The 22,979-nt window shown below is 55.5% G+C and carries 15 protein-coding genes; 10 read left to right on the forward strand and 5 right to left on the reverse strand.

Annotated elements, in window-relative coordinates; all coding sequences use genetic code 11:
- The first annotated feature begins 520 nt into the window (after positions 1-520).
- The 10 genes from AC2A6O_RS23040 (at position 521) to AC2A6O_RS23085 (ending at position 19,551) form a co-directional block, all read left to right on the forward strand.
- Complete coding sequence (locus AC2A6O_RS23040; RefSeq protein ID WP_498930583.1) at positions 521-1,633, forward strand: DNA cytosine methyltransferase; 1,113 nt, start codon at positions 521-523, stop codon at positions 1,631-1,633.
- Positions 1,633-4,791 (forward strand): DISARM system SNF2-like helicase DrmD, encoded by a 3,159-nt coding sequence (drmD, locus tag AC2A6O_RS23045; protein ID WP_498930585.1) that lies wholly within the window; start codon positions 1,633-1,635, stop codon positions 4,789-4,791. The genes AC2A6O_RS23040 and drmD overlap by 1 nt, the downstream gene beginning before the upstream one ends.
- A complete protein-coding gene (locus AC2A6O_RS23050) occupies positions 4,788-8,822 on the forward strand; it encodes an Eco57I restriction-modification methylase domain-containing protein (RefSeq protein ID WP_498930587.1) in 4,035 nt (1,344 codons plus the stop codon). Before drmD ends, AC2A6O_RS23050 begins: the two co-directional genes overlap by 4 nt.
- Before the next feature lie 130 nt (positions 8,823-8,952).
- Complete coding sequence (gene drmA / locus AC2A6O_RS23055) at positions 8,953-14,220, forward strand: DISARM system helicase DrmA (RefSeq protein ID WP_498930589.1); 5,268 nt, start codon at positions 8,953-8,955, stop codon at positions 14,218-14,220.
- On the forward strand, positions 14,217-16,049 hold the full coding sequence (gene drmB, locus AC2A6O_RS23060) for a DrmB family protein (RefSeq protein ID WP_498930591.1): 1,833 nt from the start codon (positions 14,217-14,219) through the stop codon (positions 16,047-16,049). Before drmA ends, drmB begins: the two co-directional genes overlap by 4 nt.
- 9 nt (positions 16,050-16,058) lie before the next feature.
- Positions 16,059-16,820: a DISARM system phospholipase D-like protein DrmC gene (drmC, locus tag AC2A6O_RS23065; protein WP_498930593.1), complete on the forward strand. Its 762-nt coding sequence runs from the start codon at positions 16,059-16,061 to the stop codon at positions 16,818-16,820.
- Positions 16,821-17,303, forward strand: coding sequence for a very short patch repair endonuclease (locus tag AC2A6O_RS23070; protein WP_498930595.1), 483 nt, complete (start codon positions 16,821-16,823; stop codon positions 17,301-17,303).
- Positions 17,300-17,848, forward strand: coding sequence for a hypothetical protein (locus AC2A6O_RS23075; protein ID WP_498930597.1), 549 nt, complete (start codon positions 17,300-17,302; stop codon positions 17,846-17,848). The genes AC2A6O_RS23070 and AC2A6O_RS23075 overlap by 4 nt, the downstream gene beginning before the upstream one ends.
- 1 nt (position 17,849) lies before the next feature.
- Entirely contained in the window at positions 17,850-18,761 is a 912-nt protein-coding gene (locus AC2A6O_RS23080; protein ID WP_498930599.1) for a hypothetical protein, read from the forward strand.
- Complete coding sequence (locus AC2A6O_RS23085) at positions 18,721-19,551, forward strand: hypothetical protein (RefSeq protein ID WP_498930601.1); 831 nt, start codon at positions 18,721-18,723, stop codon at positions 19,549-19,551. Before AC2A6O_RS23080 ends, AC2A6O_RS23085 begins: the two co-directional genes overlap by 41 nt.
- 134 nt (positions 19,552-19,685) lie before the next feature.
- On the opposite strand, the gene AC2A6O_RS23090 is transcribed toward AC2A6O_RS23085, so the two are convergent.
- The 5 genes from AC2A6O_RS23090 to AC2A6O_RS23110 form a co-directional block, all read right to left on the reverse strand.
- A complete protein-coding gene (locus AC2A6O_RS23090; protein WP_498930603.1) occupies positions 19,686-20,438 on the reverse strand; it encodes a hypothetical protein in 753 nt (250 codons plus the stop codon).
- 22 nt (positions 20,439-20,460) lie between these two features.
- Positions 20,461-21,051, reverse strand: a complete 591-nt coding sequence (locus AC2A6O_RS23095) for a hypothetical protein (RefSeq protein WP_498930605.1) — start codon at positions 21,049-21,051, stop codon at positions 20,461-20,463.
- A gap of 862 nt (positions 21,052-21,913) precedes the next feature.
- Positions 21,914-22,282 carry a hypothetical protein gene (locus AC2A6O_RS23100; RefSeq protein ID WP_498930607.1) on the reverse strand — a complete coding sequence of 123 codons (369 nt, stop codon included), beginning with the start codon at positions 22,280-22,282 and terminating at the stop codon, positions 21,914-21,916.
- Positions 22,283-22,286: 4 nt separating this feature from the next.
- Positions 22,287-22,745, reverse strand: coding sequence for a hypothetical protein (locus AC2A6O_RS23105; RefSeq protein ID WP_498930609.1), 459 nt, complete (start codon positions 22,743-22,745; stop codon positions 22,287-22,289).
- 4 nt (positions 22,746-22,749) lie between these two features.
- The gene (locus AC2A6O_RS23110) at positions 22,750-22,965 is read right to left on the reverse strand and encodes a helix-turn-helix transcriptional regulator (protein WP_498930611.1); all 216 of its coding nucleotides are present in this window, start codon (positions 22,963-22,965) and stop codon (positions 22,750-22,752) included.
- Positions 22,966-22,979: the final 14 nt, after the last annotated feature.

Consider the following 22,979-nt stretch of genomic DNA (forward strand, 5'->3'; position numbering starts at 1 on the left):
CTTAAATGCAAAATCCTAAAGTTGATTTGCCCCAAGATGGCCCGGTTTTCCGCTGTCATTTCCATCGCGAATTCGTTGAGTGTAAGATTTTCCAGAAATGAAGGCGGACTGTACAGATTGTGGCATTCCCGACATGCCGGCAATGAACTTCGAGTGACCTAAGTTCGTGCGTCTACGTCATTATTTGGTCAGCCCTTATGAAGGCCATATGCAGGCTTGCATCTAGCGAGCTAGTTGCACTGATCCGATCAGATAACTTTGGTTGCATTTGAAAGCAAAAAGGATCCATTGTGGCTCAAAGGTCATTCTGCCTAAAGCGATGTCCGCAAGGGACGCGGAGAATGGTTTCGATCGACTTCTTGACACCGATTGCGCCTAGCCCGAAGTCAACGAAAAATAAGGCCGTGGTGTTGTCGTAGCTCAATTGGTCGAAGAATATGGCCGCCTGATAGAGTTCGATTCGACCGCATTTTGGGCGACGAAGCCAACGACCTTAGATAAGTAACTTAGGGGGGGGAACATGCCGCAAAGCGGCTTGAAAGATAAACTGTCGACTCAAAGGCGGCGTAATAAGGTCGTCCTCAAAGGCATTGATTTGTTTTGCGGGGCTGGAGGATTAACCAAGGGATTGGAATCTGCCGGCGTTGATGTAGCGCTGGGTATCGATATCGATCCACATTGCCAATACCCCTATGAAGCGAACAACAAAGCTCGATTTCTCCTCAAATCCGTTGATGAAGTTTCAGCCAGTGATCTGTCCGATTTCTTTGTGGGGGCGAACCTTACTCTGCTAGCCGGATGCGCTCCATGCCAGCCGTTTTCAACCTATCAGCAGGGACGTTGTGGTCCCGAAGATGACCGTTGGAATCTGCTCCAGCAATTTTGTCGGATTGCAAAAGAAACCGAGCCCGATTTAGTCACGATGGAAAACGTGCCGCGACTCGCAAAGCAAGATGTCTTTGCCGGCTTCATTGCAAGCCTTGAAAACCAGGGGTTTCATGTCTGGCACAACGTCGTGAATTGTGCCGACTATAATGTCCCACAACAACGCAATCGGCTTGTATTGCTCGCATCGAAACTCGGTCCGATAGAATTGATCGATCCTACCACCCCTGTTGGACGTCGAAGAACTGTAAGAAAAGCAATCGAGGGTTTGCCACCTTTGGAGGCTGGGGAAATTTGCGAGAGCGATCCCCTACACCAGGCCTGCGAGCTCTCTCCGCTCAATCTAGAGAGGATCAAGGCGTCAAAACCGGGCGGCACGTGGCGCGACTGGAAAGAAGAGCTTGTCGCCGACTGCCACAAGAGGAGTTCCGGCAAAACCTATCCGAGTGTCTATGGCCGGATGACTTGGGATGCCCCGGCCCCGACCATGACCACGCAGTACTATGGTTTCGGCAACGGACGGTTTGGACATCCCGAACAAGATCGAGCGATCTCGCTTCGCGAAGGGGCGATCCTGCAGAGTTTTCCTCGTAGTTACAAATTCGTTCCGAACCAAGGCGCGATCTATCGCAAGTCGATCGGTCGATTGATTGGCAACGCCGTTCCAGTGAATCTCGGCAAAGCGATCGGAAAGAGCATTCTTCGGCATGTCCAAGAGTATTACGAATCCCAGGAGTGCGCTGCCTGATGTCTTTAGCCAGCACCGAACCCAAGCCTTCCCAAAGCTATTTTTCGAACTCACCCGAACCTGGGCAGCTTGTCGAAGTCCGGCGCAGGCAGTGGGTTGTCGCGGATGTACAAGCCTCGACACTAGACAACGGATCGACTGCACTGCAGCATTGCCTAACCTTGTCGTCGATCGACGAAGACAGCCTCGGTGAAGAAATCGAGGTGATATGGGAGATCGAACCTGGCGCTCACGTAATCGAAAGGGCGGGCTTACCTTCTGTCACAGGACAGGACGACACCGAGCGATTGGAAGCGTTTCTTGATGCGGTGAGATGGGGTGCGGCAACGAACGCCGACCGTGGTTTCCTTCAGGCTCCCTTCCGAAGCGGCGTCAGTATCGAAGATTTTCAGCTTGATCCTTTGGTCCGCGCAATCGATATGGCGAGAGCCAACCTGCTAATTGCCGACGATGTCGGCCTTGGCAAGACGATCGAAGCAGGCTTGGTCATTCAAGAATTGCTGTTGCGACACCGCGCCCGCACGGTTTTCGTCGTTTGTCCAGCGTCACTTCAAGAGAAATGGCGCATCGAAATGCTCGGAAAATTTGGGCTGGAATTCAAGATCGTCAATACAGACTACGTCAAGGAACTCAGACGCAACCGCGGGATTCATGCAAATCCATGGACTTCATTTCCTCGCCTGATCACGTCAGTAGACTGGATCAAGTCGGGTGAGGCCCATCGTACGCTCAAGGACATACTTCCCTTTCATGCCAGCTATCCACGAAAATTCGACATCCTGGTGGTCGATGAAGCGCACAACGTAGCGCCCGCTGGTTCCACACACTATGCCCTGGAAAGCCTGAGAACGCGTCTAATAAGAAAGATCGCACCGCACTTCCAACACAAGCTGTTTCTAACCGCCACTCCTCACAACGGCTACACCGAGTCTTTCACGTCGCTTCTGGAACTACTCGACGATCAGCGCTTCTCGCGGAACATTTTGCCCGACGACAAGCAGCTCTCGCAAGTGATGGTCCGGCGGCTCAAAACCGACCTCGTCGATAGTGACGGCAAACCACTTTATCCGAAGCGGAACCTGCAAGCACTGCCCATTCCATTTAAGGACGACGAACGTGCCATCCATCATGTCCTTGACGCCTACTGCAAAAGCCGAGAGCTGACGACGCAAGACAGCGGTTCCACCGCGACCAAATTCGTCAATGGTATGCTGAAGAAGAGGCTCTTCTCATCGCCAGCCGCCTTTGCCTCCACTCTCGAAAAGCATTTCGCGACTTTGACTGCTGGCCAGGTGGTGCAAAAGGCCGATCCTTTGGCTGACCGCATCCTGCGCAAAGCGATCCAGAAAGCGGAAGAGGATTACGCCGATGACCGGCAGACCGAAGCAGCCCAGAATGAAGCGGTCGAAGAGGCGACCAAGCGAACGGCTCCGCTGACGGAAGAAGAGAAACGACTGCTCGACCAAATGCGGGATTGGGCACAAAAGAATGCCCAGCGCGCCGATTCCAAAGCGCGTGCCATCGTCGAATGGGTCAACGACAATCTCAAAACCGACGGTAATTGGAACGATCGACGGGTCATTCTGTTCACCGAGTATCGCACCACGCAGCAATGGCTTCAGCAGATACTCGCGTCGAACGGTTTCGGCGGCGACAGACTCGCGATCATTCACGGCGGAATGGACCATGACGACCGGGAGATCGTGAAGGCCGCCTTCCAGACCAACCCCACTGATTCGCCGGTTCGCATCCTTTTAGCGACTGATGCGGCCTCGGAGGGCATCGATCTACAGAACTATTGTAACAGCTTGATCCATATCGAAATCCCCTACAACCCGAACGTTATGGAACAACGGAACGGTCGTATCGACCGTCACGGACAGAGGCACGACGAGGTACTGATTTGGCATCCTGTCGACGGTGGCGCCGCTCAAAGCGACAACCTCGGCGGTCACAAGGACGACATTATTCGCGCGCTCAAGAAGCTTGAAGCCATGCGCGCAGACATGGGAAGCGTGAACCCTGTCATCGCTCCCCAAATGGCGGGGCTCATTGAAGGGACACGGCGTGAACTGGATACGAGGGAAGCAGAAGCGCGTGCTGCGAAAGCCAAGCGATTCGTGCGCGCTGAGCGCCAACTCAAAGAACGCATCACCCGGTTGCACGAGCGCCTTCAAGAGACCCAAAAAGATTTTCACCTTACCCCGGAGCGCATTTGTGCTGCGGTGAGAGCCGGTCTCTCGTTGGCCGAAAAGCCGCCGCTGAAGGAGGTCGAGCTAGAAGGTGCGCCTTGCGGCACCGTCTTCGAAATGCCGGCGCTGACTGGCTCTTGGGCACGCTGTATGGAAGGACTGCATCATCCCTTTACGGGCAAGCTCCGCCCGATCACCTTTGACCACGATGTGGCGAAGAACAGGGACGATGTCGTCCTGATCCACCTGAACCATCGCCTCGTCCAGATGTGTCTGAGGCTGATGCGCGCCGAGGTTTGGGCGCAGGACGATGTCAAAAAGCTCCACCGCATCGACGTCCGATCTGTCCCGGATACGATGCTTGACGAACCAGCTGCCGTGATCGTGGCGCGTCTTGTTGTCACTGGTGGCAATCACCACCGTCTCCATGAAGAACTGACGGTTTCGGGTGGTTATCTGAAGAGCACCGGCTTTGCGCGCGAGCAGCGTGTCACCCAAGTGAATGAATGGCTTGCGGTATCCTCTGAGTGCCGCGCATCAGAACCTTTGTTCAATGAGCTTTCGGCCAGGTTCGTCAAACACCAAGACGCACTCTCTCAAACCGCCGAAGCGCGGTCTCGCGATCGTCTTCGCAATCTCGAATCCACGTTGGAAACTCGAAAGACGCAGGAAATCAAGAATATCACCACTGTTCTTGACGAACTTTCGAACGCGATCGAAGAAGAATTGAAAAAAGAAGCCGAGCCAGAACAGATCGATTGGATCAAACAGTGGCACGAGGATGAGCGCTTGCAGGTGCGCCGCGACAACGAAGCGCTAAGAGCGAGGCTAACCCGTATCCCCATGGAAAAAGAAGCTGAAATCGTTGCGATCGAACAGCGTTACCATGACCTCGACGACAGGACATTCCCGGTTGCAGTTATCTTCATAGTGCCCGAATCCGTGCTGGCGAGGGCGGAAGTATGAGCACAGCAAGTCAACATGCCGAATGGCTTTCGCTGATTGATATCTCTGGGCCGTTTCTCGCGGAGCCAGTTCTGACGAAGACCTTTCCGCAAGGATTGGAGGAACTAGACGCCTCCAAGCGTAGGGTCCTTCGACAGGCCTATGATGAATGGCGCGAAGCGCAGGACCTCGAAGACCCGGACCTGGCCACCATCCACGCGGCATGGATCAATCTAGTTTTGCGGCAAGGTTTGGAACTGGACGAGGACGGTGCGGGTGACGTTTTCAAGTCGCGCCGAGATCTGCCTCAAGCTTTGCGATGCGAGATTCCCGAACGCGGTGTCGTGATTCACCCCGACTACGCTATCGTGAACGACCAGAAAAGTGACGAGCCATTGATGCTCGTTTGTGTTTACGACCCCAGCGTCGCGCTCGACGAACCCTTGAAAACCGACGGTTGGCCCGCCAGCCCGGCCGAGCGCATGGTGGAATTGTGCCGAGCGACGGGTGTGCGCATTGGGCTCGTGACGAATGGCGAGCGATGGATGTTCGTCGACGCGCCGGTTGGCGCGGTGACGAGCTTCGCGAGCTGGTATGCCAACCTTTGGAGTCAGGAGCCCAAGACACTTCAGGCTTTCGTCAACCTTCTTGGCGTAAGGCGTTTTTTCGTCGACCGCAGCGAGCAGTTGCCAGCGCTTCTCGACGAGTCGCTCAAGCTACAAGACGAAGTTACCGATGCGCTCGGTGAGCAGGTTCGCCGTGCCGTCGAAGTTCTGATCCAATCCCTTGACCGTGCCAACGTCGATCGCAATTACGAGCTTCTCGAAGGAGTCGAGCCAGCCGAATTGTACGAAGCCGCCCTGACGATCATGATGCGGATCGTCTTCCTATTGTCGGCAGAAGAGCGTGATCTCTTGCTTATGGGGGACGAACGTTACGAAGCGAACTACGCCGTTTCGACGCTGCGCATGCAATTGCGCAGCGAAGCCGAAGAAATCCTGGAACGACGTTGGGATGCCTGGTCACGTCTGCTCGCTATATTCCGCGCAGTCTACGGTGGCATCGGGCATGAAGCGCTCCGTTTGCCGGCACTCGGTGGCTCGCTTTTCGATCCCGATCGTTTCCCGTTTCTCGAGGGACGCGCGAAAGATTCGAACTGGAAAGCCGATCCAGCGATGCCGCTACCGATCGACAACCGAACGGTCTTGCTTCTGCTCGACGCCGTGCAACTTTTTCAAGGGAGAACTCTGTCGTACCGGGCACTCGACGTCGAACAGATCGGCTACGTGTACGAAGGGCTTCTGGAGCGTACCGTCGTCCGTGCCAAAGGCGTGACGCTGGATCTCGATGCGACCAAGAGTGCGAAGAAGCCTTGGATTACACTTGATGAATTGGAGTCCGCGGTCGAGAAGAGCGGCGACGCGGTCGCCGACTTGCTCAAGAACCGGACGGGAAGCTCCGCGAGCCGTGTAACGAATGATCTCGCGAAGAAGTTCGAGGACGCCGACGCGGACAAACTTCTGACCGCCTGTCATGGAGACAAAGCGCTCCGTGACCGTATCAAGCCGTATTTTCATTTCTTGCGAATGGACGGTTGGGGGTATCCGCTTGTTTACCCGGTTGACACCTTCATGGTGACCACCGGGGCGGATCGCCGAGAGACCGGTACTCATTACACTCCAAAATCTCTGACCGAAGCGATCGTCAAGGAAACGTTGGAACCGATCGTCTATGTCGGCCCGTCCGAAGGATCGCCACGTGAAGAGTGGAAGCTCAAATCACCAGCGGAGCTTCTTGATCTCAAGATTTGTGATCCTGCTATGGGATCTGGGGCGTTTCTGGTCCAAGTATGCCGCTGGCTTTCCGAAAGATTGGTCGAGGCGTGGGATCAGAGTGAAGCGTCCGGAAACGCGGTGACCACTGAAGGTATCGTTGTCGAAAAGCGAAACGGCTACGAGCCTCTTCGAAACAACCTAGAAGAAAGATTGTTGACCGCTCGACGCCTCATAGCAGAGCGTTGCCTGTATGGCGTTGACATTAACCCGCTAGCCGTCGAACTCGCCAAGCTCTCCATCTGGCTTGTCACACTCGCCAAGGGACGACCCTTCGGTTTTCTCGACCACAACCTCCGCGCAGGCGATGGTCTGTTGGGCATCCATAGGCTGGATCAATTGCTATATCTCGACATGAAGCCCGGAAAGGGAAGTTCAAAAAAGCTGTTTGCTGCCAAAATCCATCAAACTGTAAACGAAGCGATGACGCTGCGCGCCAAACTTCGATGTCATCCCATCCGCGACGTTCATGACGTTGAGGTCATGGCAAATTTGGACGAACAGGCACGTGCAAAGTTGTCGCTGCCTGAATTTATATCCGATGCATTGATTGGAGAGGTTCTGGCGACCGGCGCCAAAGCGATCGACACAACGGCTTTGTCTGTCGAGGCAGGCAAGAGCATAGCCGGTGATAGACATTCGATCGATTTATTACGGCGCCATGCACGAGATAGATTGAGTACTGACCTTTCCCACGGAAAGGCACCGAGGCGTCCCTTCCATTGGCCTTTGGAGTTTCCAGAGGTGTTCGGTCGCGAAAATAGCGGGTTTGATGGGATTGTCGGTAATCCCCCCTATATGGGTGGAAGAGTAATAACATCCAATACAGGTCAATCTTATTACCGCGCGCTCGATATAATCAGAAATTTTGTTTCTGGTTCGCCTGATTTAGCCGTTTTTTTCCTTCTTCGAGCGTTCTCTTTGCTCAAACCTTCCGGTTGCCTTGGTCTTGTCACGACTAGCGCAATTAAGGATACCGGCAATAAAGACGTTGGTTTCGAGCAAGTGCTTACACATGGTGGCGAGATATTTTCAGCCAATCCAAGCTCTCCCTGGCCCGGAAGCGCTTCGGTTACTGTGAGTGTTTTCTCCATTTTCAAAGGCAAGTGGAATGGTGCCAGAAAATTAGATGGAAGGTTCGTTACATTTATTTCCCCGGCGCTTGATTCAATGTCGCATTTCAAGGTGCAAAAACTAAGATCGATGCGAGACATGAAGTCCGACGGATTCAAGTTGATGGGAGAAGGATTCGTATTGTCTGAAGCCGAAATGGCGGAAATCTCCAACAAGGACCAAGATGCAGATGAGATTATTAGACCCTATTTTGGAGGTGACGACATCGTCGACCTTCCGGCCCTTGAACCCTATCGTTGGGTAATTGATTTTGAGGATAAGTCCCAAACGGAAGCCGCACAATGGAGCTTCGCATTTGAACGTGTAGTTGCAAAAGTTAAACCATTCCGAGACGGTCAGACCGGACAAATACATCAAGATTGTTTTTGGAAGTTCTGGGATATGCGCCCAAAACTGAGAAAGGCGCAAGAAAATAATAATACTTATCTCATAATGCCTTCCGTTTCCAAGTACATCGTTTTGAGACGGTATGTGGGCAAGGCTGGTTTTAATCAGAAAACAAAAGCAATTTTTTTCTCGGATTATGGTTCATTTGGGGTCTTACAGTCGAACATACATGATGTATGGGCACGTTGGAGGTCTGGCTCGCGAGGAATAACTTTATCATATTCTACATCGAAGGCGCTCGATACGTTTCCAATGCCCGAAAACAATACAAAATTTCTTGAAGAAATAGGAAATAAATATTACGAAAAACGTCAAAAAATACTTTCAGAAAAAAATATTGGACCAACGGAATTCTATAATCTGATCAACAATGAAGAAAATCAGGACGATTGCGTCCAAAAATTCAGATCAATCATAATGGAATTAGATCAGGCGGTGTTGGAAGCGTATGGTTTTGACGAAATACTACTACGGCATGACTTCTATGACATCTCCCACCTTCCGTTAAACGATCGGCGGCGATTTTATGTATCTGAAGAAACCGCAACGCAAATTATTTCGAACTTAGTGGCGTTGAACAAAGTACGGCACGAGGACGAAAGTAAGTCGGGCAACACCGGCAAGCGCGCTACAGCGAGTAAGGCCTCCGATGCCGACGCGCTCGACGATTTGTTCGCGGTTCGGGGAGGTGGCCTGTGACGGACAAAACTCATGACATGATGACTATCGCGCCAGACGGGAGTGGTGCATCCTCGTAACCAACGGTAACAATGAGCTTGACCGTGTGAGGACGGCTCTGATTACCGAATTTCCAACGGAGGCTAACTAAATGGCGAGTATTGATCTCTCAGGTCGGGTCGGCCTCGAAGAGATGCAGGTCGCGATTGGCCGATGTCCAACCAAAGATAAGTCGATCTTCGTTCAGTTTTCGGATGATTGTTTTCTAGAAACCAGCGCAATCGCGCTCCTGACAAGCTGGTTGCTCGGTGAACAGCATAAAGGGCGGGCGGTTTCTCTGATTGGTACGTCGCCAGCTATCTCCTACCTTGCCCGGATGGATTTCCATAGGGCCTTGGGCCTCGCAGAACCGGATCATGGTCGAAGCCCGGAGGCCGGACGATTTCTTCCCATACTTTTGGTCAAAGATGGAGAGGCGGTTTTCAATGCCGTCAATCTTATCGCCGACATGGTGCTTCAACAATTCGACGAGGCTTCAGCATTCCTGCCTGCATTCGAATGGGCTGTTAACGAGATTGTCGACAACGTCTTCATTCATTCCGAATCTCCGACCCCTGGCGTTGTTTGTGCTCAGTATTTCCCAAATCTCCAGCGACTAGACATCGCAATCTGCGATAACGGCATTGGGTTGCTTGGAAGTTTGTCGGGCAGTTTCGGTATGGAGACCGATGCTGAAGCGATCGAAATCGCTTTAACGCGAGGAAAGACACGGGACAAGCAAGTCGGCCAAGGCAACGGGATGGCCGGCAGTCTGGAAATTATGACCCAGAACAAGGGTGGTTTCTCCGTTTGGTCCGGAAAGTCCACCTATGAAATGAAACAAGGCGAAATAGGCCGGTTTCGAACTGGATCTGACATTGCGGGTACCGGCGTTGCCATGTCTTTCGACCTCAGAAATCCGGTGTCTTTGGAGGACACTTGGATTGCCGCCAGCGGCGACTCGATGTTTCTGTTCTCGGAAGGCGAAAGAATCGCAGAAAGCGGTTTCGTTTTACAAAACGAGTGCAGCCACACGGGTAGCCGGCCACCGGCAACCCGCATCCGACGCAAAATCCTGGCATTATTGCCTGAGGCGGCAGAACCCATCCAAATCGATTTCACCGGCGTCCGCTCGGTATCGAGTAGTTTTCTGGACGAGTTGCTTGGTCGATTGATGGCGGAGCTAGGACGCGAGACATTCAACGACAAAATCGTCGTCACAGGCATGACAGAGCTTCAACAAAACATGGCGAACAATGTCATTAGGCAACGCCTTGATGACGATTTCGAAATGTCGACCGATGCAGACACACAAGGTACTGAAGAAATAGGGCGAGAGTTCTCGGGGTGCAACTCATGGCTGGCCTTGGATGACGGTACCGGCAACTTTCCGTTTCCAGACAGCGTCGCCACGTTGATCGGTGTCCCGACCCTCTTCAAAGGCATCACCGAAGGCGACTGGTTTCTAGTTACCGAGAACTCTGGCCGAACATTACGTGTCGGCCGAGTTCTGCGCCTCAGATCAGATTTGGAGAACACAACTGTCTACTTCGACCGCTCTGTGGAATGCTTGGCCGGGACGAGCTTGGCGAGAGTTGGTTTTTCACTGCCCAGTTCCGGTTCGATAGGACGTTTGCAGTGGAATGATTTTGTCGGCGCGGTGCCGAAATTGACGGGCAAGGCGCTCGAAGACGTCCCGTTAATTGACAATCAAGCCTATATTCGAGAGTTGCTCCAGCTTGCCGTCATGGACGACCTTCTTGGTCCTGCGAACGGCCCACACGAGCATATTGTCGATATGGGAGTGCGCGATCGATATTTGGTCGGGAAACTCGCGCCACAGCAGCGCGGCGAAGCGGGCGGTATCGAGGGTCTCGAAGGACCGCTCGAAGCGGAGGACGAAAAAGAGCCCGACGATCTGGAAGTCCATACCGGTCGCCACGATCCTGGAGCCGAATTCGATGGTACGACCGGCAAGGTCGACGCCGAGGCCGAAGCGGCTGACGAGATCGACGCACAGAGCAATCAATCACTCATTCCGTCGAGCTTCGGATTTACCTTCTGCGTCGACGGAGATATCGACAAGATCGAAGTCGACGCCCGGTGGGGGCAATATCTTCGTATCCACGAACACGAATACAAAAAGACGATCAACAGGAAGGTCAAAGACGAAGAAGGCAACGTCGTCGAAACCAGACAGGAAGAGGTCAAAACGAAGGTCTGGCAGCGTGTGCCTTGCGGTGGGAAAATCACGCTGGATTTGACCGAAGGAGTGGTTCCACATCATGCGCCTGATAAGGATCATCCCGAAATACGCATTCAGGGAACGATCCGGGGCAAAAACGCGAACGGAGACCGCCTCGTTACGCTCTTTCTGGTGAATGCTCAGCAGGAGCCGGAAGAGAACAAGGACAGCGCCTGGCTGTTCCAACCCGAAATTGCGGTGCTTGCCGCTTCCGGTGCGACAGACCCCGCGATCTTCCGGCGGCGACTCGCGTTAAGTGACAACGGTGACGATCCCGAACGCGACGCCCTCGAAATGATCTATCGCAGGCAAGTCGAGTTCGCGGTCGGGCACGGCGTCGCCGTGCATGCGGATACCGTGGCCGGCGATCCTGAGCGCGCGACAAGCGTACGTACCGTTGTCATGCCGCAATACGAAGTGCCGGTCACTGAAACTCCCGGCCTCAGGCCCGAGGATCGACCGGCGATGCGCGAGATGGTCGACAACGGCTATCTCGATATGGACGCGCTCGCGGCTATGGAGCGCGACGATCTCGTCGCCACCTTGTCGATCCTCGCGGACGATTACGGCGAATGGATCGATGAACAGACGGCACGTATCGGAGCCGACGTCGTCGGGCACGATGCCCCAGCCAAGGCCGCGTTGCAGCGGTGTCAGGAAATAAGAACGCGACTGGAAGAAGGCATTGCTGTCCTTGCCGACAAGTCCGACGACAAAGCCCTGAAGGCTTTCCGGTTCGCCAACCATGCGATGGCGCGGCAACGCATTCATAGCCTATACGCGCTTTCGAGGCGCCGTGGCGAAGGCAAGGGCCTTGCAGCATTCGAACTGCGCAAGAACCGTTCTTGGCGACCGTTTCAGCTCGCTTTCATTTTACTCTCGCTGCCCTCGCTCGCCGATCCGACGCATAAGGATCGCAGCGAGCCGGTAGACGCCTACGCCGATTTGCTGTGGTTCCCGACGGGAGGCGGTAAGACCGAGGCCTATCTCGGCGTCGCCGCTTTCGCCATGGCGATCAGGCGCCTCCAAGGGAAGCTAGGCGGGTTCGACGGTGGCCGCGGTCTCGGCGTCATCATGCGCTACACGTTGCGGCTGCTGACCCTGCAGCAATTCCAGAGGGCATCGACACTGATTTGTGCGATGGAACTGTTGCGCCAGGAATCGCTCGCGAATGGTGACGAGTCGTTAGGCCAAGAACCGTTCACCATCGGCCTGTGGGTCGGCAACAAGGTGACGCCCGGCAAGACGGATGACGCTCACCGCGCGATCAAAGACATTCGCGATCCCGACAAGTTCGACGCCGGCGGAACGTCGCCGGCCCAGTTGACCAGCTGTCCGTGGTGCGGCTGTGAAGTGTCCGATAAGCGCGACATTGATGTCGATACCTTCCTCAAACGCACGACGATTTATTGCGGCGACAAAAAGAGCCACTGCGAATTCTCGCGCGGCAAGTCGAGCAAGAAGCCACACCCCGGCATCCCTGTCGTCGTGGTCGACGAAGAAATCTATCACCGTCCGCCCTCGATGATGATCGCCACGGTCGACAAGTTCGCTTTGATGGCATGGCGCGGGCAGGTGCGAACGCTGTTTGGACGCGCCACGAGCGAGTGTCCGCGTCACGGCCTGTTGTGGCCCGAATCCGATTGCAGCGGCAATCATCCGGCGAGCAAGGGATTGCCGCGCTCGACAGCGCAGACGATCACGCCGCTACGGCCGCCTGATTTGATTATCCAGGACGAGTTCCACCTGATTAGCGGTCCATTGGGGACGATGGTCGGACTGTACGAGACCGCAATCGACGAGCTGTCTGGTTGGAAGATCGGCGAGCTCACCATCAAGCCCAAGATCGTCGCCTCGACTGCGACGGTGCGCAAAGCGTCCGAGCAGGTGAACAACGTCTTCATGCGCCGTGTCGCGGTCTTCCCGCCGCACGGCCTCAATGTCGCCGACAATTTCTTCTCGGTGCAGCGGCCGACCGAGCAAATTCCGGGGCGGCGCTATATGGGCGTTTGCTCGCCGGGAAGTTCGCGCCCAGCCATGCTGATCCGTGTCTATACCGCCTTCCTGACTGCTTCGCAGGCTTTGTTCGACCGTTTTGGTCAGGCCGCTGACCCCTATTTGACAGCAGTCGGTTATTTCAATTCTCTGCGCGAGCTCGGTGGCATGAAGCGGCTCGCCGAGGACGACGTGCAGACGCGATCCTACCGCGTGCAGATGAGTCTCCTCGAGCGGCCGGGGCTGGCGCAGCGCAGTGTCAGCAATATCCGCGAGCTGACTTCGCGCGTGTCGAGCCGGGATATCCCGAAATATCTCGACCAGTTGGAAGTGAAGTTCAAAGCGAGGTTCGATCCGTCGAAAGGGAAGTACGTCACCGAATGGGCCGACGGCGAAGCTCGCGCCATCGATGTGGTACTCGCCACCAACATGCTCTCGGTCGGTGTCGACGTGAACCGCCTCGGTTTGATGGCCGTCAACGGCCAGCCAAAAGGGACCGCCGAATACATTCAGGCGACGAGCCGCGTCGGCCGCTCGTCTCCCGGCCTCGTCTGCACGGTCCTGACATGGGCACGGCCACGTGATTTGTCGCACTACGAGACGTTCGAGCACTACCACGCCACATTCTACAAACATGTCGAGGCGCAGTCCGTGACACCGTTCTCGCCGCGGGCGATGGACCGCGGATTGACCGGCGCACTGCTCAGCGTGGTGCGGTTAGAGAACGACGTCTTCAATCCCAACGTTGGAGCAGGCGTTCTCGACAAGCCCGACAAGGCCGAAGTCGCTCGCGCGTCCAGTGTAATCGTCGATCGCGCCTGGAGTATATCGCAGGAGGCGGCGATCAAGACCCTCGCGTCCGATGAACTCAAGGAGCGCCTCGACGAATGGGCCAACGAGGCAGGAAAAGGCGGACGCACGCTCGCTTACGAGAAAAAGGGACCGAAGAAGGACACGATGGTTGCGCTGCTGCATAGACCCGGCATCAAAGCGTGGGACAATTTCACGGTTCCTATGTCGATGCGTGAAGTCGAGCCGGGCGTGCGCCTCGTCATGAGTATCGATCGCCATGGCGGGTCCAGTCCGGCCTGGGCTCCGCCGCCGATCGAGAACGATGACAGCGATGGAGGAGACGCATGAGCGGTGAAAAAACCCCCATCGGCCAGGTCCGGCCTTCGCAGCTCCTGTGGACCTACGGTCCAGGCGCGCTGATCGACATGCCTAGTCTGTCGGTCGTCACCTTGGGCATCGATCGGTGGGAAAAGAGCCGTTGCCAGCCGATCGAAGAAGCGAGGCTGCTCGCCGCTGTCAGGAACGAGCTGGGACAGCAGGTCGATAGCTTGCGCGTTCCACCGTTTCAGAAAAGCGACGATATCGACGTCTGGTCCGCCGAAGCCTACATCGGCGTGCCCGTGCGTCCGTTTCCGCGCTGGCTGCGCTGCGTGAAATGCGGCTTGCTATCGGAATACGATCTCGGTCTCTTCGAATGTAAGGAGGATCGCTATCGGCCCGAACGCACCCGGTTCATTCACAAGGATTGCAAAGGCTCCAAACATGCGGACGCCGTTCCCGCCCGATTCTTGCTCGCCTGCCGCGCCGGCCATCTCGATGATTTTCCGTGGCACTACTTCGTGCATAACGGGCCGTCGGGCTGCACAGGAACGTTGCGATTCTACGAGAGTGGTGCGTCGCTGCAGACCGAGAACCTTTGGGTGAAATGCGACGAGTGCGGTGCGTCGCGCAGTATGGCTCAAGCGTTCGGAAAATCCGGCAAAGAGAACCTGCCCAAGTGCCGGGGTCGTCATCCTCATATGGATCAATACGACGCCGACTGTAACCAGCAGGCACGCGCGGTGTTGCTCGGGGCGACGAATAGCTGGTTTCCGATCACTTTGTCCGCTCTGGCCATTCCCCTAGCACGCGATCCGATCTCGCAGCTCGTACGCGACGGTTGGGACTATTTCGAAGACCTTGACTCCGAGGCGGAGGTTGCCGTCACGGTCAAGACGCTGAAGAAAACCGGTGCGTTGCCCGGTATCGACAAGCACACTCCGAAAGCGATCTGGGAGGTCATCCAGCAAATCAAAAGCGGCGGTGCTGATACGGGCGTGACGGAAGCCGATATCAAAGGCCCGGAATGGGAAGTGCTAATCGATCCCAATCCACCGACCGACTGGCCTCATTTCCTCAGCAAACCGGTTGCCGTTCCGAAAGGGTATGAAAAGCGTATCGCGAGCGTCTTGCTGCTCGAACGGCTACGCGAGGTCAATGCGCTGCTCGGCTTCACTCGCGTCGAAGCGCCCGAAGAGTCGGGTAACCCGGACGAGAGTCCGGTGCGGGCAGCCTTGTGCAAGGACCCTCCAGAGTGGGTGCCGGCGACGCAAGTCCATGGCGAAGGGATCTTCATCCGGTTCAGCGAAGACGCGCTGAAGACCTGGGAGGCTTTGCCGAGCGTGATCGAGAGAAACGAAAAGCTTCTCGCCGGACATCGCGGATGGCGGAACGCTCGCAAGCTCGACCCGGACGAAGGTTATCCGGGTATCCGGTACGCGATGCTGCACACGCTTTCCCACCTTCTGATCCGGGAACTCGCGCTCGAATGCGGCTACAACTCCGCCAGCATTCGCGAACGAATTTATGCGGATGTCGATGGCGACGATCCGCAAGCAGGAATCCTAATCTACACGGCAGCGGCCGACTCGGACGGCACGCTCGGCGGGCTCGTCGATCTGGGAAAGCCCGAGTATCTCGGCCGTCTCTTGAGTCAGGCTTTGAACCGCGCCCACATCTGTTCGTCGGACCCGCTATGTTCCGAACACGAACCGGAAAAGGACAGATCACTGCATGCCGCGGCCTGTCATGCCTGTTCGTTCGTTTCGGAAACCTCGTGCGAGTTCGGCAACCGCTATATCGACCGCACTTTACTCGTGCCCACACTCGATGTCGCCGACGCGGCGTTTTTCGATTGAGAGGGGACTGTGCAGGAACTGCTCGATGCCATCACCAATCTCGTCGCCAACAGTCCGCCGGACAAGGTTCGGCAACTGGCCGACCTGATCCAGAAGACCTCCATGGAGGCTTTTCCTGTCGGCACGAGCGGATGGGCAATGACAGCGACATCCCGCGCACGGCTCGACAGATTTCTCAGTGCGGTCGGTGTACTCGATATGTCAATTGCCGAGTTGGCGGGTATGCTGATCGGTGCCAGCTATGCCTACCATAAGGCGAAATCGGAAGAAGTGGTCGATCTCGTCTGGACCGGACCTTCGAGCGAGCTCGTCGCGACCCGTAAGACAGAGCAGACATTGTTGCGGGTCATCCAGGCGGCGCGCTCGAAACTCTTTCTCACCAGCTTCGTCGCCTATGAAGTCGCGTCGATCATTAAGGCGCTCACCAAGGCGATGCAGGACGGCGTCGCGCTTTCCATGCTGCTCGAATCCGACCGGCAGCATGGTGGCGGCGTTTCTTATGACGTCATCCGCAAAATGCAAAAGTTGCTGCCCGCCGCACAAATCTATTTTTGGTCGGATAAGTCGGAAGCTTTCGCTGGTGGTAAGGTTCACGCCAAGGCGGCGGTTGCGGACGAGCGGATTTGCTTCATATCGAGCGCGAATCTGACTGGACATGCAATGGAAAAGAATATGGAAGCCGGCGTTCTCATCGACGGTGGTGCGCTACCGAGAAAGCTCCATCATCATCTCGAAGCACTCGTCACTACTAGGCAGTTGAAACGCGTTTAAATGGATAGGGTCGACAAGGAAACACGCTCACACATAATGTCTTCAGTCGGCCAGAAGAATACCGGCCCCGAGATGTTGTTGCGCTCGGCTCTTCATAAGATCGGTCTGCGCTATCGCTTGCATGACCGCAAACTTCCCGGCAGCCCCGATCTCGTCTTCCCGAAATATCGGGCAGTCATCTTCGTTCATGGTTGCTATTGGCATGCGCATGGCTGCTATCGCTCCACCGTTCCGAAATCGCGCCGCGAGTTCTGGCTCGCGAAGTTCGAAGCCAACAAGAAACGCGACCGCCGCGATATCGATCGCCTGATCGACGAAGGCTGGCGAGTCTTGGTCGTCTGGGAATGTTCTCTGGTCGGAAGGACTTCCCGTCCAGCATATGACGTCGCCCAGAACGCAATGGATTGGCTAACATCTGAATCCGTGTTTTTGGAGATACTCATTAAGACGCCACCATCAACGAACGATCGGAGACTGCAATGAAAATCGCTTGTTTAGCTTGGGGATCGTTGCTCTGGGACCCGCGTGACCTCCCCCTGCATTCTGATTGGGAATATGATGGGCCTGACCTACCGGTCGAATTCGCGCGCCAATCTAACGACGGTCGTATCACCTTGGTTCTCACACCCGATGCGGCGTCCGTCAAAGTGTTCGCAGCCCGGCTGAATGTGCTTTCGATCGAAGATGCGCGTGTCGCGCTCGCCAAGCGTGAAGGAATATCTTCGCATTTTGTGGACCGCTCGGTCGGTCATTGGACTGCGGACTCCGAATCTGATCACCCAGAAACCGCCGCCGTCGCGACTTGGGCGTCGGAATCCGGATGGGGCGGTGTGGTCTGGACGGCGCTCAAGCCGAAGTTCGAGGGTGCCTACGTCACGCCGTCTTGCCAGCAGGTCGTGACGTATCTCGAATCTCTGTCGGGTGAAACGCGCGATAAGGCGGAAACCTACGTCCGGCGGACGCCGGCACCCGTTCGAACCCGCTATAGAAAGGCGATCGAGGAGGCCCTGGGCTGGACGGTGGTTTGAGATGAGGGACGAAGCGCTCGAAATCCTTGGCGAGAAGATCGAAGCGCAAAGACGGTTCCTCGAACAGTGGCGACAACCTGTCGAGCCGCTTCTTTTCGAAACGCTTCGCACCATCGACAACCTGTTCTGCGAAGAGCTGTTTCTCCCACCCGATGCAGAACCGAGCATATCGCGGCAACAAGATACGATTTCATCGTGGGGCGTGAACAAGGCGCTATCCCTGATGGTGCCGACAGAGCTTCCAGGCGGCCCCTTTCGCTTGTTTCCGAGTACCGGTCAGACCCGGCAGCAGACAACGGAGTTTTTGTTCCAGGCCGGTGTGCTGCAGCGCGCTGAAATGCTTTATGGTTGGCTTGACGAAGGTTTATTGGCCGCGCGGGTCGACAAGCCACCTAGACGACTGGAGTCGGGTATCGACACGATTCTCGTTCTCAAAACCGACCATCCTTCCATGTATGGCGAGGTCATATCACAAAGGCATAAGAGGTGGGTTAGCGATCTCACTATCGAACACGATGAGCCCTGGGAGTTCGAAATACAGCGGCGCCATTCCGCTCTCGAAGACAAGTTCGAGGCGGCCGTGGAATGTTTTGGCGGGTGGGGCATCGCGTACACGACTACCGAGGAAATCGACGATCATTTCGTCGAGTGCGGTCAGATCTACCTGCGCCGGATGTGGAGCCAGGACCTCATCGGGATGGACGACGTAATCGGCGGTGAACCGTTCAATCACTATCTTCGTTTTAGCAGCCATCGCAGGACGTGCACAAAAACATCTCTGCTTCGCGTCCATTCTAAAGCGTCGCCATCCAAAGCTGGACTTGAGAAATTTGCTTACGACATTCGCTCCCTGCGACGAGTTCGTCGCTGGCGTGGCGGCCCATCTCGATGCCGACACCGGGCAGGTGCGTAGGCTTTTGGAGTGCTTGACCTTGGGACCTTCGAATCTGGCCGCTCATACGGATTCGGCCGAGATCGCATGGGCGCCAATCGTCCGTTCCAGCCAAGGTTATTTCATTCTTCCGCTCTACGGACTGGAGATCAATCCATTTCTGTTTCTCCTATCTGACTTGCGGGCCAGGTTTCCGAAGGACTGGTTCCGGGTGGCCAATAACCGGGAGAAAAGGTGGCTGCAGGATTTGCGACACATCTTTCCGGGAGACCGTTGGGTCTTGAACGATCGAAATCTCAAATTGCGTGACGGCGGCAAGACCGTCACCGATCTCGATTTCATCGCCTACGACTCGAGGAACAACGAACTGGCCTTGTTCCAGCTCAAGTGGCAGCAGCCGGTCGGTATGGACAATCGAGCCCGCCGTAGTGCTGGCAAGGACCTACTTTCTCAAGGTAACGACTGGGTGGAGCGCGTAGTCGGCTGGCTCGACAGATTTGGCGCACACGAACTCGCCAAACGGGCTGGCATAGAGGTCGAAGAGGACGTCAAGGTCGAATTGTTCGTCATCGGGCGGTACAGCGCCTATTTTACGGGCTTCTCCGACCGTGATCCGCGGGCGACCTGGGCGGATTGGAACCATGTCATGAAGGCGCGCCTCGAAAACCCTCGCGCCTCGATCAGTGAGCTCGCCGTGACGTTGACGAAAGAAGCCGACCAGCTAGCGACCTCTTATCCGGGCGATTCCTACACACTGCCGATAGGCAATCTCGCCGCCATTTTGAATCCAACGACAGAGCCCGAGCAGTAGTCGGCTCTATCGGCTTTTGTTTCGATATCCTCGCAGCAGATCGACTGAAGCCTCGGCGATCTCCCCAAATAAATCAATCGCGTCACGTTTGCCTCGGTGCGCTCCTTGGGAGCCGTCGCTTGACCTGCAAAGCCCTAATACAGGATGTCGGCATTCTCCCAGTCATCGCCGTCTTTCGCAGCGAAGATGGCCGCGTCGAGAATACAGGGTTCGACCCCGCTTTTCCTACACAGGTCTTGAAGTCCGCCGGAGACGAAATCGTAATAGTCACTGTCGGCGAGTGCCGAGGGACTGAGCGGAACGGGGAAACCGAAGTCCCTCAGCCAACGGGTAACCCGGCTGTCGATCGGAATTTCGTATCGGGTCAGTCCGAGCGACTGCAGAAGATTGCGCGATTGTTTCGGGCCGAATCCTTTAAACGTGATGCGGATATGGTACGCCGCGCGTCTTTCGTCTTGCGCGGATGTAGCCGACCGAAGAGCGTTGCAATCGGCAAGCGTTTGCTTCCAGGCTCCAGACCGCAACAGTTCTAGGTTTGCGGTAAGGTCTTCGGCAATGCGCTTGGAGAATCTGATGCCGCCGGCTTTTACCAGGGCGCTGCGCATAAAGTGTTCCGGCTCTTTGGATTCGCGCACGTTGTCGTAAGCCAGAGGAAAAGGTTGAGAACTCAGAAAGCGGCTGACCGGGCTTTGGGGGCCGGAGCGCTGAACCGACGTAAGCCGGGCTCCCGTCATTGCCTTCCAGAATTGCTCTTTCGTGATCTCCGGCTTTGTTGCCGAGAGGTTTCTTCTGCGCCTCTCGACCACGTATCGGCCATTTTCGTGCTCCCTCACGAAGCTCTTCACGCGGGAAATATCGTTATCGGTGATGTCGAATGAAAATTCCAAAGATCTTCCTATCGTTTGAAGGTCAGGTCACCTTGATCCTTGCGGCTGAGAAGAGCTGCAGCATCCGGCCGACTTCGGTGGCGGCCAGCGTCGTCGTCAGCTTGCCCTGAATGTCCGTCACCATTTCTTCGAAGGTGAGTATCTGTAAGGGATTACCGCCGATGGCATCCGAGAATTTCCGATGCTTTTCCCAGAGCGCCTTGTCGCCGGTGAGCCGCGTGACAGCGGTAAGGTAGGTAAAGCGGTCGGTGCCCGTGGCATACTTGATGACACCGATGAAGGCCTCAGACCATTTTGGACTGGCCAATTCGCGAAAGGCTTGCCAGGCCTGACGGCCACGACGGATCTTCTGGTTCTCGACCGCATCGATTTCGGCCGCCGGATTGAATCCGCTTTGCCAGCTCTTGCAACTGACCACAAGTACTCGGCGGACTCCTTTCAGCAGTGGGTGGTAGCCGATTACGTCAATGTCGCTGTGATTGGAAACCTTGTTCTGAACGTAATCGGGATGGTCCTTGCGCGGCAGGAATTTGACGTTGTGTTGGACAAAATAACCATTGTGTACAAGGTATTCCTCGACAATCTGTTCCAGAATGTCTTCTTTTGTCCCCATGCATACTTCTCGTGTTCAGTTGGTCTCTATTCTAGTTGTCGAAGACATTGCCGCCCTGGAAGGGCGCCTAGCTTTGGTCAGAAGAAAATCTTGCCTTCGAAACCTCTATCCGCGTCACTTTCTCAGCGGTCAGCGCGGTTGCCGAGCTTGATGACGCGGGTTCAGTCTGTAGTGCACGCCGAACATCATACGCGCGCCAAACTGCAGTGTTAGCGGATGATAAAGCAGCAGGTGTCCCGTTCGCAAAGCACTATTGGCATCATAAATACGACTGGCTAGTAATTCCTCGTCGGCGCTTTCACTGCTGTCGTTGGCTATGCTGACGGCTATCCGGGCACCACTCCCCTGGCCGCTACCTCATCCTCCTCTAGGCTCTGATGCCGGTCTCAGGAGCGTTTCTCAGAAAGCGCGCCATGCTGGTGAAGTTGCCCGCTTCAAGAACGGTGAACCAGCGCGCCGTTCCCCTTTCAGCCGGTTTGGACACGTTTCGTTTTCATGTCACGTTTTCAGAGCGCTCAATTGGGTCAATTTTGTCGCGCCACGAACATCTAATGGACCTTAGGCATCAATCGAAGAGAACCGCTCAGGTGCTCCAGCGATGTCTTGCGATCAGCATTCTGTGCGATTTCAGGTAACGTTTAGTCACGGTGTTCAGAACGAATTTAGTGCACGCCTTGAATCTCAACCTGCGAGATTAGCCGTTGGAGAGGCAAATAGGTTGCTGTGGCATCGCGCTTCGGATCTGCAATCTACAGCGGCCGGTATTGGCGCGCAGCTTGATTTCACATTACAGTTTGTGACGGTTGCCGCTCTGACTTTTACGCCCAGCGCAAACGCGTGATTGCCATCGTGGCCAACGTTCTCACGTTGGCCACCTGCGTTTTGCCAGGATTTTTCCTCGGCGTTTTTCCTTGGCGACCGCGTCTTCCCCTCTCGTCACCCGAATATGATCCAACCATGCGTCCCACTCTGGACGGAAGTTCTCGATGATGAAGTAACCCTCTGCGTCCTTCGGCGGCTCGTCGAGAAACTCCTGCCAGGCTTTCGTTTTGAGATAGGGGATGAGCAACGGCGTTTCTTTTCGACCAAAATTTCGCAGCAGGAAATAGCGGCAGGTCTCGCGCGCCTCTTGCCGCTCAGTGACACTCAGTTTCTGAAAGACCGCTTTTGCTGCGCGCAGGCTTCTGGGCAAATGCTTCTTCGGCCACATGCCAACGATTTCATCCCACAATTCCTCATCCCCCTTTTCGGGGGGTAGGGGGGGACTCCGTTCTTTGTATCCTTCCTTTCTTTGTATTGGGTCCTGATTTTCCGGATCCGGAAAACCAGGAATCGGTGTTGTCGGCCATCGGCTCAGCTGTTTCTGCCATCGTCTTTCTGTCGACATTCGCAGCTTTTGGCAAAACACAGTCGTGGACGATGTAGGTGACATCCGTGAAGCGAGAACCTGGCCCTCGGACTTCCTGCTTCTCGATGTAGCCAGCGCCAATCAGTTCACTGAGGAGCCGGTATGCCTTGTCCCGGCCGATGCCGCCCTCGCTTTGAATGTTCTTGACGAGTACTTTCCAGTCATTCGGTTTTGAAAGCAGATAGACGAGCAGACCGCGCGCATCAAAGGACAAGGCTTTGTCGGCGGCGACTGCATTCGGAATGACGGCGAAATCGGTGCTTCGTTTACGGGTAACAACGGCCATGCTGCTAGCCCCGCTTCACGTCATATTCGGCGGTCGACTGAAACCGGTTTGATGCAATCCAGGTATCGACGTCTTCGGGCCAATACACCACACGCCGGCCGAGCTTTGAATAGGCCGGCCCAGCGCTAGACAGTCGCATTTTTGCCAGCGTGCTGATTGAAAGACCGAGCAGCTTTGCGACCTGGTCTGCGCTGAGAACAAGTGGAGTTAGCGTCTTCATTGATCCATCACTTA

It is taken from the genome of Labrenzia sp. ATLA3, assembly GCF_057180185.1.